Source organism: Paenibacillus sp. LT-B23 (assembly GCF_059417685.1).
The window spans coordinates 1-17,426 of sequence record NZ_JBSQBM010000041.1 but is presented as its reverse complement, the minus strand read 5'-3'; the positions used below and the strand labels follow the sequence as shown (position 1 = coordinate 17,426).

At 45.8% G+C, this 17,426-nt stretch carries 11 protein-coding genes, 10 tRNA genes and 1 pseudogene; 2 read left to right on the top strand and 20 right to left on the bottom strand.

The features are described from left to right. Both ACWXW9_RS28180 and ACWXW9_RS28175 read right to left on the bottom strand, forming a co-directional pair. On the bottom strand, positions 1-342 hold a 342-nt coding region (locus ACWXW9_RS28180), incomplete at its 3' end, for a helix-turn-helix domain-containing protein (RefSeq protein WP_494932070.1). Positions 343-1,041: 699 nt separating this feature from the next. Continuing rightward, the gene (locus ACWXW9_RS28175; RefSeq protein ID WP_283653449.1) at positions 1,042-1,983 is read right to left on the bottom strand and encodes a zinc-binding dehydrogenase; all 942 of its coding nucleotides are present in this window, start codon (positions 1,981-1,983) and stop codon (positions 1,042-1,044) included. Positions 1,984-2,109: 126 nt separating this feature from the next. On the opposite strand from ACWXW9_RS28175, the gene ACWXW9_RS28170 reads away from it, so the two are divergent. Then, positions 2,110-2,988: a hypothetical protein gene (locus ACWXW9_RS28170; protein ID WP_283653450.1), complete on the top strand. Its 879-nt coding sequence runs from the start codon at positions 2,110-2,112 to the stop codon at positions 2,986-2,988. 100 nt (positions 2,989-3,088) lie between these two features. Here the strand turns inward: ACWXW9_RS28170 and ACWXW9_RS28165 are convergent. Continuing rightward, a pseudogene (locus ACWXW9_RS28165) lies at positions 3,089-3,868 on the bottom strand (transposase); the annotation flags it as partial. Between the two features lie 309 nt (positions 3,869-4,177). Between ACWXW9_RS28165 and ACWXW9_RS28160 the strand changes: the two are divergent. Further along, positions 4,178-4,501 carry a hypothetical protein gene (locus ACWXW9_RS28160; RefSeq protein ID WP_494932069.1) on the top strand — a complete coding sequence of 108 codons (324 nt, stop codon included), beginning with the start codon at positions 4,178-4,180 and terminating at the stop codon, positions 4,499-4,501. A gap of 600 nt (positions 4,502-5,101) precedes the next feature. Here ACWXW9_RS28160 and glmS read toward each other — a convergent pair. From glmS to ACWXW9_RS28075, 17 genes are all read right to left on the bottom strand, one after another. Beyond that, complete coding sequence (gene glmS, locus ACWXW9_RS28155; protein WP_494932068.1) at positions 5,102-6,934, bottom strand: glutamine--fructose-6-phosphate transaminase (isomerizing); 1,833 nt, start codon at positions 6,932-6,934, stop codon at positions 5,102-5,104. A 632-nt stretch (positions 6,935-7,566) separates the two neighbouring features. Continuing rightward, positions 7,567-8,907, bottom strand: coding sequence for a phosphoglucosamine mutase (gene glmM / locus ACWXW9_RS28150; protein WP_014278283.1), 1,341 nt, complete (start codon positions 8,905-8,907; stop codon positions 7,567-7,569). 58 nt (positions 8,908-8,965) lie between these two features. Continuing rightward, entirely contained in the window at positions 8,966-10,435 is a 1,470-nt protein-coding gene (locus tag ACWXW9_RS28145) for a CdaR family protein (protein WP_283653454.1), read from the bottom strand. Then, on the bottom strand, positions 10,432-11,265 hold the full coding sequence (gene cdaA, locus ACWXW9_RS28140) for a diadenylate cyclase CdaA (protein WP_283653455.1): 834 nt from the start codon (positions 11,263-11,265) through the stop codon (positions 10,432-10,434). The genes ACWXW9_RS28145 and cdaA overlap by 4 nt, the downstream gene beginning before the upstream one ends. 221 nt (positions 11,266-11,486) lie before the next feature. Then, complete coding sequence (locus tag ACWXW9_RS28135; RefSeq protein ID WP_283653456.1) at positions 11,487-12,107, bottom strand: zf-HC2 domain-containing protein; 621 nt, start codon at positions 12,105-12,107, stop codon at positions 11,487-11,489. A gap of 149 nt (positions 12,108-12,256) precedes the next feature. Then, entirely contained in the window at positions 12,257-12,823 is a 567-nt protein-coding gene (gene sigW / locus ACWXW9_RS28130; protein WP_149096482.1) for an RNA polymerase sigma factor SigW, read from the bottom strand. A 189-nt stretch (positions 12,824-13,012) separates the two neighbouring features. Next, a complete protein-coding gene (ppc, locus tag ACWXW9_RS28125; protein WP_283653457.1) occupies positions 13,013-15,805 on the bottom strand; it encodes a phosphoenolpyruvate carboxylase in 2,793 nt (930 codons plus the stop codon). 737 nt (positions 15,806-16,542) lie between these two features. After that, positions 16,543-16,613, bottom strand: a tRNA-Gly gene (locus ACWXW9_RS28120). A 9-nt stretch (positions 16,614-16,622) separates the two neighbouring features. Further along, positions 16,623-16,696: transfer RNA gene (locus ACWXW9_RS28115), tRNA-Pro, on the bottom strand. Positions 16,697-16,714: 18 nt separating this feature from the next. After that, a tRNA-Arg gene (locus ACWXW9_RS28110) sits at positions 16,715-16,791 on the bottom strand. A 5-nt stretch (positions 16,792-16,796) separates the two neighbouring features. Then, a tRNA-Gly gene (locus ACWXW9_RS28105) sits at positions 16,797-16,871 on the bottom strand. A 10-nt stretch (positions 16,872-16,881) separates the two neighbouring features. Beyond that, positions 16,882-16,962 (bottom strand) — tRNA-Leu (locus ACWXW9_RS28100). An 11-nt stretch (positions 16,963-16,973) separates the two neighbouring features. Beyond that, positions 16,974-17,049 (bottom strand) — tRNA-Lys (locus ACWXW9_RS28095). Positions 17,050-17,053: 4 nt separating this feature from the next. Beyond that, positions 17,054-17,128 (bottom strand) — tRNA-Gln (locus tag ACWXW9_RS28090). A 55-nt stretch (positions 17,129-17,183) separates the two neighbouring features. Beyond that, positions 17,184-17,259, bottom strand: a tRNA-Val gene (locus tag ACWXW9_RS28085). An 11-nt stretch (positions 17,260-17,270) separates the two neighbouring features. Beyond that, positions 17,271-17,342 (bottom strand) — tRNA-Glu (locus ACWXW9_RS28080). 8 nt (positions 17,343-17,350) lie between these two features. After that, positions 17,351-17,423, bottom strand: a tRNA-Thr gene (locus ACWXW9_RS28075). Positions 17,424-17,426: the final 3 nt, after the last annotated feature.

Here is a 17,426-nt window from a genome sequence, read left to right as displayed (position 1 = left end):
ATATTTATAACGTTTTAGCTTTAAATTTATGATTTCCTGAATTTCATGTTTGTCTCCCACATTTAACTTTCGAAATTCTGAAATTAAATTTGATTCAAGATTATCTAATTGTGTACAAAACAACGTACTATTAGAACTTATATACTCCTCGATTAGCAGCCACTCCAAGTTAACATTAAAGTTTAGTTTTAGGGCAACTATGGTTTCTAATGACGGCTTATATTTATCTTGTTCCAATTCACTCAATGTCCCTTGTGATACGCCAATAATCTGTGAGAACTGAATTTGATTGAGTTTATTCGTTTTCCGAATACTCTTTATTTTTTCTCCTATAGTCTTCATTGTTCCACTTACTTATCTATAAAAATAAAAACAGTCCCGATATAAAAACTTTTCATCGGGACTGTTTGAGTTAATGTACTGTATTTTCTTGTAGGTAATATTTCAAATTAAGAATGGTGTTGTATTTATAATGGCAAAAAAGTCATAAAAGTAACTTCATAACTATAATGTAAACTTCACAACTTAGATGCATACTTCATAACTATAATGTAAACTTCACAACTATAATGTCACTGGACATGAACAATTTGTTCTCTTCGGACAATAAAGTTGTGTACTAGCGAGTCAATTACAAATATTTTCACCTGTGCAATATACAATAAAGTTGTGTACAAAAATCCAATATATGTGATTTATATTTTTTATTAAAATTCTAAAAATATGAACGTTAATTCCTTATAAATATGTTGTCCTGTTGTCCGAAGAAAATAAAGTGTTAGACTGGTGAGCACTTCATTAAGCCAACTGGCAGAATAGTGAGAGAAAATGAACATTCTTAAAGCGGTGCCACTGAGGGTAGAGGAATAACTGTGTTGCTATTAAAGCTGGATGGATTACTATACGAAATATAAAGGTCAAATAGCCGGGTTCATTGAAAGGCAGCGGTACTCCCACTCAAACGAGTAAGGGTGTACTACTGCCGTTTCTTTTTCAGATTCGTTTTTAGATTCCTGGGATTATAGTTACAAACTTATATAATCAATCTAAGTGAAGCACGGCTTTGCCCGAGAATTTCCGTTCCATAAGATTACGGGCAACGGTGTCAATTTCGGTCCAAGGCGCCTCCACTTGGATTCGTGGGATTAACCGCTCATCTGTGACCAGCCGGGCCAGCAAACTCAGATCGTCCGCGGCTGATTGACGAGTGAGTTCCTCACCTAAAAAGAAGCTGTACAAGGTTCTTCCTCCGCTGGTCACCATATTCTTCATATCGATCATTGCGGTATTTGAAGAGGAAAATCCTACCGCAACGCAAATCCCTTGGGGCGCTAGCTGCGGCAGCAACGCCGCCAGTGCATTGCCGCCTACTGAATCGATGATCAGATCGTACGGCCCAAATTTGCTGGCTGATGAAATTGCGGTATATCCAATGATCACTTCGTCGGATCCGACCTCCCGAACAAGCTCAGCCTTCTCTTCCGTGCTTGCCGTACCTACAACGTATGCGCCGGATTGGGCTGCAAGCTGATGGGCGAATAGCCCAACTCCGCCGCTAGAGCCTGTAATGAAAATCCGTTTGCCAAGCAGCATGCCGCCTTTTCGAAGTGCATAAAGAGCCGTGAGCCCTGCTACGGGGAGGGTAGCCGCCTCCGTAAAAGTGAGTTTGTCTGGGATTTCGGCCAACAACGATACGGGAGCAGCCACTCGCTCGCTCCAGGCTCCCATCGGGAGCAAACCAACAACCCTAGCCCCTTTTTGCGGTCCTGCGCCGTTCTCTGCCGGCTCGATGACAATCCCGGCGAAATCCCAGCCAGGACGGCTATATATTTCCTGATTTTTAGCGTCACTCACTTCACCGCGGTTGAGTGAGACGGCCTTCACTTGCACAAGCGCTTCCCATGGCTTAGGCTGCGGGGCGTCAACTTCCTTGAAGGCCAAATGAGACGGGGCATGCGGATCAACAACAATAGTACGAATCATATCGGTTTTCCTCCATATTGGTTATGGTCATTAGATGACCTTCATTTCAATGAGGAGTATACTTTAAATAAAGGTTCGGCCCAAGTGCAGAATTACACTTCATAAGAGAAGGGAAGAGAAGAGAAGATGGATATAGATACGGAGAATTCCAGACATAGAATCGTAATGGGAGAAATTGAAGCCCTGCGGATAAAACGCCAGCAAAAGCTTGTCGATCGACCTCAACCGTCCTTGAAACGATTTACTCAACAAGAGCTGAACGACGAGGCTTTTCCTTCGTATAAAAATCTGCTGGTTGGACGTACCCGCCGCATACCGACCCGCCAGACGATAATAAATATTGCAGAATATCTTGAGTGTACATCCGACGAGCGTAACGATTTGCTTTTGGCAGCCGGCTTTCTTCCAATTCAGACCGAATTGTATGGACGGTCGTTGGAGCGTGCATTAGAGTGGGCTCAGCAAACGATGAGGAGTATTCCTTTTCCCGCCATGGTCGTAACACATACTCAGGACATCAAGGGATTAAATGAGCCGTTTCATCAATTGTTCGAAATCCCTCTCGACCGTTCATATGACGGTTTAATGAATAGGGTCGATTTACATTTTAATTCTGGTTTTCCTATCCGGTCCCGCTCCACGTTTGACAAGACGTCGTTTAAGCAGTGGGAGGAGCACATCATAAACGGAATACAAGCCTTTAAGAGTGAGCACATGCTCTCGCGTTATGATGCGTGGTATCAAAAATTGCTGGATAGAGTTCAGAAATATAACGCGTGCGAATATCTGAGTGTGCCGGATGTAGGGGGAAATGTTGATCAAATACAAACAATTCTAGCCAGAATAGAAAGCTCCGGAGACCTTATTCCCGTACGCTACAAACAGGTTTCGATTTCCGCAGGCGGCCGCTTATATCCGCAAATTGAGGTTTTCCTGCCGGTAGATTCTGCCGCGCGCACAGTTTTCGAGAACCTGGGATGTCCAGCCGATTGTGCATTTGTCTAATCCGATACTTACAAGAGGATGGAATCGAAAAGTTATTGGTAGCTAATAATTCAGAATAGGTGGTTTATTAAACTCCCTCAATATGATTTAGTTTTCTCGCTTTCCACGCCCTACTCTTCTCTTTGTGGTAGCTGCCGTATTTCACGACAGCCTGGATCTCTTCCTTTTCCAGATCGGCATAGTTTTCTTCACTGCCATAACCCGCGTCGGCAATGACCGTCTGTGGAAGTGTCCCCAGGATCTGCCGAACTTTTTCCATGTGTGGCTGTAAGCAGCGGGTATCCGTTGGTCTTTGGTGGACACTGTAGGCTAAAATAAACTGATTCTCCGTTCCGATCTGCACATTGTAACCCGGTTTTAGCTGTCCATTTCGCATGTGGTCTTCTTTCATACGCATGAAAGTCGCATCCGGATCGGTTTTGCTGAAGCTACTGCGGTTCCGGAGCAACTCCTGGTAGTTCTTGTATTTGTACAGTCGGGGAAGCAGATCCTTACGAAGCTTACGAACGGCTTTCTTCAGTGGCTTGCTTTTGGGCTGGTCGGCGAGCTCTGCCTCCAGTTCCTGTGTCAGTTGTTCCAGTTTCTCACTGCGGATTTCGGAAGGCTCGCCAAGTTCAGCGAGATCTTTGCCTTGATGCTCGCGTTCTTCTTGATGCTCTGCGGCTTCAATGCTGGTAAACAGGGTATGTACATTCTCTTGCAATTTGGCCTTGTGTTTAGTTACGGCCTTGCTCCAAACAAAAGTGTAGCGATTGGCATTGGCCTCAATCTTGGTACCATCTACGAAGTAATGCTCCAGGGAGATATATTTTTCGTCTGCGAGAAATTGAAGAACGGCGGTAAATACGGTTTCGAGGACATTCCTCATCCGCTCGCTCCTTTTTGAGATGGTTGGTGGTACTTCCATTTTACCAAAAAGGGCGATTTCTTTTTTCGTGTTTTTTAAGTATTGTAGACACTTATTGTGCTCAAAGCAGCGGAGAGAACGGAACGATTGTGGAAAAGCGGCAGCGGTCGCCTTTGTCCCCGGATTTTCACCGCTAAGGAGAATAAATAAAATCTGGGGATAACAGTTATTATGAACGAGACAGACTCCCCGTAATTGCAACTTCTTAGGTTACTTTTGGCAATAATGGTGTAGTGGAGCTATACCAAAAGCAGAGCTAAATTACAAAGGAGAGTCTGTATTATGCAGGATGCCATGAAATACGTAGGATTAGACGTGTCAAAGGAAAAAATTGCGGTAGCCGTTGCTGACGAAGGCAGAGAAAGTGCCCGATATTGGGGCATGGTTCCTCACAACGAGTATCAGATCCTAAAGGTACTCAAAAAATTGGGTCCACCTGAAGAACTAAGCATTTGTTATGAAGCAGGTCCAACGGGATATCCGCTAGTTGGAAAAGCGGTTGTAGCCGTGGCACGTGAATTAAGTGGTTTTATTTGGTCAATTGCCCGGGAGATCGAGGAAAAGAGAGGCATGGATGAGGTAACCTACAAGTTAGACCGTGCCTAAAATTGAGCGTTATTATTTCGAAATAACATGACCTAATAGACAAGTGGTGATTGAAAAGCTGAGTTAGAAGGCAAAGGGAAAAGCCGTAAGAGAGAATCCACGTAATCGCTATGTGCCTACTCCTTCCCTAAAAGGAAAGATGCACGACAACAGTTCGTGGTGCACTCTCTACAGACGGAGAGAAAACATGCGGTATCCAACCCGCGGATATCAGACTGCTCACCGTTGATAGCTTTTGCCTTCTAGTTCAGCTTGTTCAACCCCCGTGTTAAAAAGGGAATGAAGAGGAAACCAGGTGGAGTTTCAACCGCTGATTGACAGGTCTCGTTCATATCAGCGATTGGAACAACGGTCTGTTCGCGGAGCGTCCACCCATGTGCTCACGCGCAGCCTACTCAAAAAACCAAGGGGCGTCCCAAGCAGCCATTTCATGGCTTTTGGGACACCCCCTTTTGATTTTACTAAAAGTGATTCTTTTATTATGTTTCCTTGATATTTAGTACACAACTTTATTGTCTATTTCTCGATTAGTACACAACTTTATTGTTTAGTACATAACTTTATTGTCTGTAGACATTTGTGTTTAGAATTTACTAAAGCTTATTCTACAGTAACACTTTTCGCCAAGTTACGTGGTTTGTCAACATCATGACCCAGTGCAAGGGAAGCGTAGTAAGCCAACAGTTGGAGAGATACAACCGAAATCGCAGCAGACAGGATTGGAAGTGTCTTCGGAATTGCAAATACCTGATCCACGGACTTCAACAACTCAACAGCGTGCTCTTCGTACGTAATCGCAAGAACATCTGCACCACGTGCCTTCACTTCCTTGATATTGCTCACGGTTTTCTCCAACACGGATTCCTGTGTTACCAAAGCGATAACCGGAATGCCATCTTCGATCAATGCCAGCGTACCATGCTTCAGTTCACCCGCCGCATAAGCCTCGGAATGAATGTAGGAGATTTCCTTGAGTTTCAGGGAACCTTCCTGTACTACAGCATAGTCTTGACCGCGGCCAATAAAGAACAGGTGCTTGTGGCTGGCAATTTGCTCAGCGTATGCTTTAATCGCGTCTGCTTTGCCCAGCATTTCTTCTACTTGCTCTGGCAGTGATTCCATAGCAGCCAACACATGAGCTACTTGCTCATCCGTTTGCGTGCCACGTACTTGAGCCAGATACAGACCAAACAGATAAAACGCAATCAACTGCGAAGAATATGCTTTGGTTGAGGCTACGGCAATTTCCGGTCCTGCCAGTGTAACCAACACATCATCTGCATCGCGGGCAATGGAGCTACCAACTACGTTTGTAATCGCCAGTACATGAGCGCCGTTCGCTTGTGCTTCACGCAGTGCTGCCAACGTATCAGCAGTTTCACCGGATTGACTCACTACGATTACCAGTGTCTCTGGTGTTACGATTGGCGAACGATAACGATACTCGGAAGCCACGTCGTTTTCCACCGGAATACGAGCCAGGCTTTCAATAATCGTACGACCAATCAAACCAGCATTGTAAGCTGTACCACAAGCAACGATTTGAATATTGCGAATATTTTTAATTTGTTCTTCTGTCAGCTTCAACTCAGGAAGAACAACTTTTTTAGTTTCTTTGTCGATTCGGCCCAACATCGTGTCACGGTAAGCCTTAGGCTGTTCGTGAATTTCTTTCAACATGAAATGCTCATAGCCGCCTTTTTCCGCTGTTACAGCATCCCATTCGACATGAATCATTTCCCGAGAAATAAATTGGCCTTCGATTGTCATTAATTCGACGGCATCACTGGTCAAAACAGCCATTTCGCCATCGTTCAAAATAAATACATTGCGTGTATATTTCAGAATAGCCGGAATATCGGAACCGATAAAGTTCTCGCCTTCTCCCACACCAATAACCAGCGGGCTAGCTTGACGAACAGCTACCAGCTTATTAGGCTCGTGCTCTGTCAGCACACCCAGTGCAAAGGCACCGCGCATAAAGGTAATTGCTTTTTGTACCGCTTTGACGATATCTCCTTTATATTCACGCGCAACCAGATGGGAAATAACTTCCGTATCCGTTTCGGAAATAAAGGTATGACCTTCGCTGATCAGCTGTTCTTTCAGCTCCAGATAGTTCTCGATAATCCCGTTATGAACCACGGAGAACTTTTGACTCTCATCCAAATGTGGATGGGAGTTTTCATCTGAAGGCTTACCGTGTGTTGCCCAACGTGTATGCCCGATGCCTGCATGGCCTACCAGCGGCGCATCATCCAGCTTCGCTTCCAGATTCGCCAAACGACCTTTTGCCTTGGCTACTTTCAGTCCTGAATCTGTATACACGGCAATACCAGCAGAGTCATAACCGCGGTACTCCAGCTTTTTCAACCCGTCAATCAATACCTCTTGCGTATTCTGATCACCAATATATCCTACAATGCCACACATATTCGTTATCCTCCCGATCATCATTTCACAGGGCGACTCATCACAGGACTAACGTGTGCGGTAGATTGCGGAATAAAGTTCATTCATCTATGAAGTTGTCAATGATAACTATAGAAAATTACAGGCATCTCTTCACGAATGTAACGAAATTCCCAAACCGCGCACGCCAATGATGATGGCCGCACATTCATGAAATGAATCTTATAATTTAGGTTATAAAATAAAAGCATCTATCGGTGCGTTGTGTAAACAGTTGCCTGCTTATTTTCCGCTGCCGATTTACGGGTCGATGCCTCACCGGAAGGTCCCCGCCGAATGTTTCGAACACCTTCACCTCGTCAGCTCGCTTTGCCGTGAACCCATCTGTGAGCAACATCATCGAAATTGAATGATCTGCCTCACCAACAAGTTCCCCCGCGCAAAATCAAGCTCTGGCGCTTGTATTACATTACCTTACAACCCTCGCTTTCTCTTTCTGAGTCACAACATCCCTATATTATATTCAGCTCAGCATCATTTGGCAATGACACTTTATTCATATTAGCAAGTTCTGGTAAGTATTCAATTAAAAATAATATCTGCAAACGCGGTTGCCTGCTTACTTTGAACAGGCAACCAACGTTTACAAAATTTTAAACTAATTCTTTTTTTACAACATCTACGATCTGTCCTACAAATTGCTCCAGCTCATCCTTATCTGGCCCTTCAGCCATAACACGAATAAGCGATTCTGTACCGGAAGCACGAACCAATACGCGTCCATTATCACCCAATTGCTGTTCCACCTGCTCAATCGCTTCTGCAATGGCAGGATTGCCCTCGTAATTGCGTTTGTCCTGTACACGCACATTAACTAGCACTTGCGGATACTGCTTCATGAGCGATTTCAGCTCACTCATCTTTTTACCGGAAGCTTTCAGAGTATCCACCAGTTGAATCCCGGTCAACATGCCGTCGCCCGTCGTATTGTAATCGAGGAAAATAACGTGACCAGACTGCTCACCGCCCAGATTAAAGCCGCCCCGGCGCATTTCTTCCATCACATACCGGTCACCAACCGCAGTTTTTGCAGTCTTGAGCGCCAGCTTTTCTGTTGCTTTGTAAAAACCAATATTACTCATCACAGTCGATACAATAGTGCTGTCCTTGAGCTTTCCAGCGCGGTTCAGCGCATCCCCACAGATACAAAGGATATAGTCGCCGTCTACCTCTTCACCGTTTTCATCAATCGCGATCAGACGGTCTGCATCGCCGTCAAAGGCCAGACCAATGTCGGCTTTCAAGCGGCGTACTTCCTCTTTCAGCTTTTCAGGATGAGTTGAACCGCAATGATCGTTGATATTCAGCCCGTTTGGCTCCGCACCGATGGTGTGCACTTCGGCTCCCAATTCCGCAAAAAGCTTCGGCGCCAGCTCATAAGCCGCTCCGTTCGCACAATCCAGTACGATTTTGAGCCCTTCAAAAGAATGGCTAATCGTTGTTTTCAAAAACTCCAGATAATCGTAGCGAGAATGCTCGTCTACAACAACCGTACCTAATCCGCCACCAATTGGACGAGGCAATTGATCCTCCTTGGCATCCATCAGCTCTTCGATTCTCAGTTCCGTTTCATCTGTCAGTTTAAACCCGTCGCCGCCAAAAAACTTAATGCCGTTGTCTTCCACCGGATTGTGGGAAGCCGAGATCATTACACCAGCGTCCGCTTTCAATTGACGTGTAAGATAAGCGACTCCCGGCGTTGAAACGATACCCAGACGAACCACATTAGCCCCGATAGACAGCAAACCGGCTACAAGCGCCGATTCCAGCATCAGACCGGACACCCGTGTATCCATACCGATAACAACTGTTGGTTTTTCTACATTCCCTGCTAAAACATATCCGCCGCAACGGCCAATACTATATGCCAGTTCTGCTGTAAGTTCCTGATTAGCAATGCCTCGTACACCATCTGTACCAAAATATTTCCCCATGATAATGACTCCCTTTTTTGTCTAATGAACCTTAAATATTTACTACAGATAAATCATGTTATGGCTGACCGCTCTCCGGGGTTCCATTTGCAGAAGAATCTGCGCCGTTATGAGGATTTGTTTTATCCTCCGCAGCCGCATTGTCCCCGGGTTTCGCATCAGAGGAGCCGCCTTGACCGCTCTGGCCCTCCTGTGGCCTCTCCTGCCCCTTATTACCGCTGCCGGAAGGGGTTGATTCATTCCCACTGCTTGGATTCGTTACAGCCGGCGTTGAAGGGCTCTCAATGTTCACCGTTGCCGTTAGCTGGCTGGCGTTTCCGGATTGCGTAATGTATTTGGGCAAGCCTACCTTCAAAGCAACCTCATGCTGACCAGCCTCCAGACCACTCACGTCTGCAACCAAACTAATATCATCGTTGGTTAAATTGCTGATCATATCCTGCGGCCCCTTCACAGTAACATCCATCGTCTTGTCTGCAGGCGTTGTAATCGTCGCAGTCGTCCCGTCTGCTGCCCCCTGCACAACAATCGGAATGCCTGACAATGTTCGCTCCGCATCGGTCACCTGATTAGATGGCACAACTGTCACCTGAATTTGTATCGAGCCAGGCTCGATTTTATCAGAACCGGCGGGCGCTGCCAAATTAGCTTGAACTGTGTGGGTCCCTGCTTCCGTTAATTGGCTCAGATCGAGTGTAGCCGTAACATAGGAGCTAAGGCTGCTCAAAACATCCTGCGAGGCGTATACGATCGCTTCTTTTACATTTGCATTTACTTTGGAAAGCGCCAAACCGTTCGGCAGCTCTCCGGAATAGACAATTTTCACAGGCACGGACTTCGTTTGCTGGGTTACCGGGATTTCAACAGACACTGTGGAAGGCTCAATAACCGCTCCTGTAAGTTCCTGCCCCTTTTTGTTGTAAGCCTTCAGCTTCACCCGTTTCTGTTCAAACTTCTCCGAGATTCCCTCCGTATCAACAGCCCCCTGCACCGCAGCCACTGTACTCAACTGGCTTTTAGGCAAGGTGACCTTCACCGTTTGAGGGGCAACCACAGGCTCTCCGAGCTGCAAGCCGGTATCCGGTTTACCCTTGGAAACAATAGAAACATCAAATGATTTCGTTTGCTTTTCCTCAATCGTGACTGTCACACGACTAGGAGTCATAGATACCAACTCCACGCCATTGGGCAGATTCGCTACGAGTGGCAAGGTTTTGGTGCCTGCTCCCAACCCACTTAAATCCAATTGGGCCTGGTAATTATCTGCGAAAAAAGAAGTCAGCACGGAACGCTGTCCTCTAACCTCCATCTTCACATGGTCAGTATCCATTGTAGATAATACATATTTTGACTCATCCAGACCGCTGGCCTGAATACCTACATTATCAATCACTTTATTATCATAAGAAACGGTCAGCGTGGACGAAGGCGTACCTGTATCCAGATGAACCATTCCCCACAGCAGGACGGCAACCGCGAGTGCCAATATTTTAGAAATCGTATTGTTGTTAATCCATTTGTCCATCATGAATTTCCACGGCCTCCCCTCCGATTCCAGAATGAGCCGCGTTTTTCCTTCAAAGTCGGTGTCGGCCGCAGCTCCTCATACAGCTTGGATATTAAGGATTCTTCTTTAATATCGCGCACGACCTGCCCATTGATAGCCAAAGAAATTTGCCCTGTCTCCTCTGATACCACCACAGTTACGGCATCCGTTACCTCACTCACCCCAATCGCTGCCCGGTGACGAGTTCCCAGCTCCTTGCTGATAAACGGATTTTCCGACAGTGGTAAGTAACAGGCCGCAGAAGCAATCTGCTTATTTTGAATAATAACTGCACCATCATGCAGAGGTGTATTTGGAATAAAGATGTTGATAAGCAATTCGGAACTGACCACTGCCTGTGTCTTGATACCAGACTCCGTGTATTCGTTTAGCCCCGTTTCGCGTTCAAATACGACCAAAGCCCCTATTTTTCTACGTGATAAATAATTCAGCGCCTTAATCATTTCCCCGATTAACTTGTTTATCTCCTCATCATCCGCAGACGAACGCCCAAACAGCTTGCCTCGCCCCAGTTGTTCCAAGGCACGGCGCAATTCAGGCTGAAAAATAATGAAAATAGCTACCACACCAAAGGTGAACATCTGATTCATCAGCCACTTGAGCGTATACAGATCAAACCACGTGCTAACTGCCCAAATGACGACCAGGAACAGAATTCCTTTAAGCAATTGAACTGCACGCGTTCCGCGAACAAGTAAAATAAGCTGATACATAATATAGGTTACGATCAGGATGTCGATAATATCTTTAATGGACTCTTTCCAAGTCAGGTCCGCGAAATAATCCAACATGCGCATGCCCCCGCAATTTTCTGTAGTGAGTGAGTGTAATATGTACACAGTATGTTCTCTCTATCTAGGTTATAACGATAAGGCCCGCGTTGCAAGCCGCACGACAAAAGAACCACTAAAATCAGTAAAATACAGTACAAATCGCCAGCTTCATATACAAAAAAAGCGCCTTTTCCAGCGGAAGAGGCGCTCGATATCATTCTTGCCAGTTCAAGCTTCTTTTATGGAGAGAACGTATCTCCGAACAAATCAGTAACTTTATACCAAATCCAGTCCAAGGTTTGATCAATACTTTTGACCTGTCCTGCAATGTGTGCTGTAGACGCTTGATAGTAAGAACCGTCAATTACAGTTACATTGCCTTCCACATCGCCATATACCCGAGCCTTGCCATTTTGCACGGTCAAATCTCCAGCAATGGATTTACCCTCAGGCACAATTACAGTATCCCCTTGAATAACAACCTGATCCAGATGGCTTCCCTTGACTACCAATTGATGGTCTGTGGTTGAAAAGCTTGCCATACTTGAGCATATAATAACAAGAAAGAAAGCTGCGGCCGTAACAGCCGGGTGCCTTTTTACCCAAGTCAGCATAGGCACAATTGGCGCTCTTCTATGCGGCGGCAAAGCATTCATAATGCGAAGTGTCAGCTCATCCGATACACACGGCACTTGATGCCGTGTACCATAAAGCATCGCATCCGTCCGCTCCAGCTCTTTAAAACGCATGCGGCATTCCGGGCAGGTGAACAAATGATGCTCTAATTCCTGTTTGTCCTGCTCGGACAGGTCGCCATCCAGATAGTCATGCATAAAAGAGACGGCTTGTTTGCAATCCATATGAGCCAATCCTTTCTAATATTCTTCCGTGTTTCTCTACATAACATGCTCCGGCTTAGAAACTTTGCTCACTTTACATACGCTACAACGAGCAATATGTTTCACAAAAACATCTGTGCGAGCACTTTTCAAGACCCTGAACACATGATTTACAGCTTGTGCTCCAATTTTTTGCGTAGAAAATCCCGGCCCCTGTGAACCCTTGTCTTAATGGTAGTGACCGGAAGATTAAGCACATCGCTAATTTCCTGCAAGGAAAGCTCCTGCAAGTAACGCAAAACCATAATTGTCCTGTATTTGTCTGGAAGGCTGTCAATGGCATTATGAATTAAGGATTGTGTCTCGGACAACAGCGTATGGCCCTCAGGTGTGAGCTCTTCGCTGGCGAGCATTGCATAGCCATCCACACCTTCCTGCTCATTCATCTCAGCATCCAGTGAATATGTAGGCTTTCTCCTTCGCAGACGATCAATGCACAGATTCGTCGCAATCCGGTAAATCCAGGTTGAAAACTTCTGCCCATGATCATATTTTTCCAAATTACGATATACACGCAAAAAAGTTTCCTGCACCAGATCCTCCGCCTCATGGCGATTACCTAGCATCCGGTAGGAAAGATGAAAAATCCGATCTTTATATAACTCGACTAACTCCGCAAAAGCTCGCTGATCACCTTTCTGCACCAGCCTAACCAAGCGGCTTTCCATATTATCCACTCTATACTCCCCCAGACTTGCTGATGGGTTGCTCATTACATTGTTATGATAATTCATCGTAGTTCAATTTTATTGGAAAATCAACTGTAGCGTTGACCCAATAGGACTCCTGCTCCGTCATATGCATGCAGACAGCACAATCGGGCACCCATAAGCGCCCGATTGCCTGTATTCATGCGCCAAGCTGTATCAGCCTGTGTTTCTCAGCCCTGCGGCGATTCCGTTAATGGTTAACAGTACCTCACGCAGCAGCTCCGTATCGTCCCCGTTCTGGTCACGCAGTTCGCGTAGCTCACTAAGCAACTGAACCTGCAAGTAGCTTAACGGATCGACATAAGGATTACGCAGCCGGATGGACTCCTGAATTACCGGCACATCGTCCAGAATTTCCGATTGTCCTGTTATTTTCAAAATCAGCTCGGACGTCAGCTTGAATTCCGCTGAAATTTGTCCGAAAATGCGCTGGCGAGCCTCTTCATTATCGGACATCCCTGCATATTCCTCTGCAATCAGTAAATCCGCCTTCGCAATCGCCATTTGCAGTGTATCAATAAGGGAGCGGAAGAAAGCTGATTCCTTAAACATTGTTTGCAGCACCTTGAGGTTATCCTCATTGTTCTGATAGAAGCTTTGCAGCCCAGTTCCGGCCGCGTACCAAGCAGGCAGCAAGTAACGGCTTTGCGTCCATGCAAAAACCCATGGAATTGCGCGCAAGTCCTCAAAACGTTCACTGTTCTTACGCTTGGACGGACGAGAGCCGATATTCAGCTCACCCACCTCAGGCAATGGCGTTGATTCCTTGAAGAAAGTGAAGAAATCAGGGTCGCGGAAAATCAAATCCTGATACTTCTCCAGCGATACCTCGGAAATACGGGCAATGATCTCTTCCCAGCTCTCCTCGAACACTTCCTTCTTACCGGAACGGTTATATGCTACTGCGGTAATCAGAGCTGACGTTGCCTGTTCCAGGCTCCGATAAGCGATGCCCTTGAGCGAGTATCTGGATGAGAGTACCTCACCCTGCTCCGTAATCTTGATGCCGCCTCCGATCGTATGAGGAGGTTGGGCCAAAATGCTGCGATTAAGCGGCATTCCTCCGCGTCCCAGTGCTCCCCCGCGTCCGTGGAAAAACTTCACTTTTACGCCGAACTCATTAACCACTTCCGTAATGCTGTTCATCGCAACCCGAAGCTCCCAGTTCGCCGTCACCACACCGCCGTCCTTGTTACTATCTGAATATCCCAGCATGATTTCCTGAAGCTGATCCATTGCTGCCACAGATTGGCGATATACAGGCAAATTCAGCAGCCTCTTCATAATACTAGGGGCAGCATGCAGATCATCTATCGTTTCAAATAGAGGAACGGATTGCAGTGTACATACGACTGTGCCATCTTTCTCGATACGGAACAGACCCACTTCTTTAGACAGCACCATAACTTCCAGCAAGTCGCTTGCTCCCTGAGTCATACTGATCAAGTAGCTTGTAATGGATTGCTTGCCAAATTCCTCCTGAGCCAGATAAATCGTACGATATACATCAAGACATTCCTGCGTGCTGTCGCTATATTTCAAATACGGCGACGTGATCGGACGAGGCTCGTTCAGCAGCTTTTCCAGCAGGTCTATTTTTTCTTCCTCAGGGAGCTTGCCATAATCCGCAACAATATTCATTTTAGAGAGGATTTCAGTCATTGCATTTTCATGCTCCTGACTATGCTGACGTACATCCAGCGTAGCCGTATGGAAGCCGAACAGCTCTACCTGACGAATCATCTTTTGAATATAAGTATCTGCCACATAATCCGCAAAATGATGACGCAGGCTGTCGTCAATAACGTTCAGATCCGCAATAAGCTCTTCAGCAGAGCTATAACGTTCCTTTGTGCCCTGCTTGCTTTCATCCAGGATATTATTCACCTTGGCTATCATGTAGGCCAGCTTGATGCGATAAGGCTCTTTTTCGTTATGCCACACTTCCATCTTTTTAAGCGTAATATGGGTCCGGTCTTCCTCAATAGAAGCCAGCAAATCATCAGAGACACGTATAATGCTAGTGCTAAAGCTCAGATAACCCATAAATTCCTTCAGCGTGTGCTGATATTCTCTCAAAGCCAGCTTACGCTGCATACGTAACGTTTCCCAAGTAACATGAGCTGTAACAGACGGGTTGCCGTCCCGGTCCCCACCGATCCAGGAGCCAAATCTCAAATAGGTCGGAATATGCCATTTCTGCTCAGGATAATATTTGCCTAAACATCGTTCCAATTCTTGGTATACGTCCGGCAGCACATGAAACAAAGTCTCATGAAAATAATACATCCCGTTTCTAACTTCATCTAACACAGTTGGCTTACGATCACGAAGTTCGTCTGTCTGCCATAGTGTAATCACTTCATTCAGCAGATTTTCCCGCACCTGTTCCCGCTCCCGCAAGGTAAGCATAGGATTATCCAACAGCATGACGTCCTCGGAAATGCGCTTGTGAATGTCCAAAATCACCCGTCGCGTGGCTTCTGTAGGATGTGCGGTCATAACCAGCTCCAGTGAAAGCTCCTCCAGCAGACTGCTAACGTCCTCAGCCGAAAATCCACCCTGTTTAAGCTCCTGAACAGAGCTTTCAATTGAACCACGTTGAACATCTTCACCAGCAGAATGCTCATAGTCCCGTTTGCGGCGGATACGATGATTTTGCTCGGCAATATTCACTAACTGAAAATAAATCGCAAACGCGCGAATAACCTGGTGACGAATGTCCGTATCCAGTCCGCTAACGATTTGTTTGAAATTCTCATACAACTCCGGCTGATACCCGGCACGTAACGATTTACTTGTCTCACGTATCTTTTCCACGATATCCAAAAGTTCGTTGCCACCCTGATGAACCAAAACCTCACCAAGAATATTCCCCAGAAAACGAACGTCCCGCCGTAGCAGATTGTTGGATTGGTTTTTGTTAGCGGTTAACGTAAGCTCAGTCATGCTTTTCCCCCCATCTGATCTGTTCACACCAAATACAGCTTTGTTGCAAAGGTACGTATACACACGAAAATTGACACTTTCTTAACATCATACAATAAAAACGCGTGAAAAGCTGCAAAATTTACAGTAAAAAGTCATGTTTTTAAAATACTTTTTTTGAGAATAAATTGGTTTTTTATGCACAAAAATGAAATTTAATAAACAAAATCACTTTTATAGTCTGGATAATCATGAAACTTTATGCACAGGTGTTATAAACAGAGTCATTTCCAAAACAAAAATTCATGCATCATTATGTGCATATGTTTATGATTTGTTGACAAAGTGAACCCCACTAAGCTTCTATCCACAAAGATATACACAAAACAGCAATAATTTCAATATTTTAGAGCAGTTTTTTTCATCCATACTCAGCTATACCCACATAAATAGAATACATTGTGTACAACTACGTACAGCAGCCTTAGAGTTATCCCCATGCAACCGTATCGTTAACGGTCATAGGATTCCTATATTGAAGGGATTTGATCACGAAATTAGCCTTACTACAGGAGAAAGGGATACATTAGAGGGGGAATTCGGGATCTGGGTGTTAAAGTACCTAGAGCCTATGTACAATATGCACAAGTCATCCCCAACTGTGCATGACAGAAGATTTTCGCAGTAACCTATACACAGAGAACGTTTATAATGTGGACAAAATAAAAAGAAGCCTCTCGGCTTCTAGGTAATCAGTAAGCGGGTGATGGGAATCGAACCCACGCTATCAGCTTGGAAGGCTGAAGTTCTACCATTGAACTACACCCGCAAATTAGTATCGGGATGACACGATTTGAACATGCGACCCCCTGGTCCCAAACCAGGTGCTCTACCAAGCTGAGCTACATCCCGACATATAATTTTAAAAAATGGCGCGCCCTGAGAGATTCGAACTCCCGGCCTTTTGATTCGTAGTCAAACGCTCTATCCAGCTGAGCTAAGGGCGCAAATATGGAGCGGACGACGGGAATCGAACCCGCGACCCTCGCCTTGGCAAGGCGATGCTCTACCGCTGAGCCACGTCCGCAAAAACAAGATGCGCGTGGAGGGACTTGAACCCCCACGTCAAAGACGCTAGATCCTAAGTCTAGTGCGTCTGCCAATTCCGCCACACGCGCATGTAATAAAATGGTGAGCCATGAAGGACTCGAACCTTCGACACCCTGATTAAAAGTCAGGTGCTCTACCAACTGAGCTAATGGCTCTTAATGGCTGGGGATATAGGATTTGAACCTATGCATGACGGAGTCAAAGTCCGTTGCCTTACCGCTTGGCTAATCCCCAATATGCATATGATTCACAATTCCCCAACATTTCAACCAGGTAAGAGGATGAAATATGGTGGAGGCTGAGGGGCTCGAACCCCCGACCCTCTGCTTGTAAGGCAGATGCTCTCCCAGCTGAGCTAAGCCTCCATACTATCCTATGACCCGTAGGGGAATCGAACCCCTGTTACCTCCGTGAAAGGGAGGTGTCTTAACCGCTTGACCAACGGGCCCTAACACAAGCTCTCAACCGGGTTCGAACCGGTGACCTCATCCTTACCATGGATGCACTCTACCTGCTGAGCTATGAGAGCAAA

Bases quoted from the DNA above. Each gene is read 5' to 3' on its own strand.
- ACWXW9_RS28175 (WP_283653449.1), bottom strand. From the start codon at position 1,983: ATGATTCGTACTATTGTTGTTGATCCGCATGCCCCGTCTCATTTGGCC.
- ACWXW9_RS28170 (WP_283653450.1), top strand. From the start codon at position 2,110: ATGGATATAGATACGGAGAATTCCAGACATAGAATCGTAATGGGAGAA.
- ACWXW9_RS28160 (WP_494932069.1), top strand. From the start codon at position 4,178: ATGCAGGATGCCATGAAATACGTAGGATTAGACGTGTCAAAGGAAAAA.
- glmS (WP_494932068.1), bottom strand. From the start codon at position 6,934: ATGTGTGGCATTGTAGGATATATTGGTGATCAGAATACGCAAGAGGTA.
- glmM (WP_014278283.1), bottom strand. From the start codon at position 8,907: ATGGGGAAATATTTTGGTACAGATGGTGTACGAGGCATTGCTAATCAG.
- ACWXW9_RS28145 (WP_283653454.1), bottom strand. From the start codon at position 10,435: ATGATGGACAAATGGATTAACAACAATACGATTTCTAAAATATTGGCA.
- cdaA (WP_283653455.1), bottom strand. From the start codon at position 11,265: ATGTTGGATTATTTCGCGGACCTGACTTGGAAAGAGTCCATTAAAGAT.
- ACWXW9_RS28135 (WP_283653456.1), bottom strand. From the start codon at position 12,107: ATGGATTGCAAACAAGCCGTCTCTTTTATGCATGACTATCTGGATGGC.
- ppc (WP_283653457.1), bottom strand. From the start codon at position 15,805: ATGACTGAGCTTACGTTAACCGCTAACAAAAACCAATCCAACAATCTG.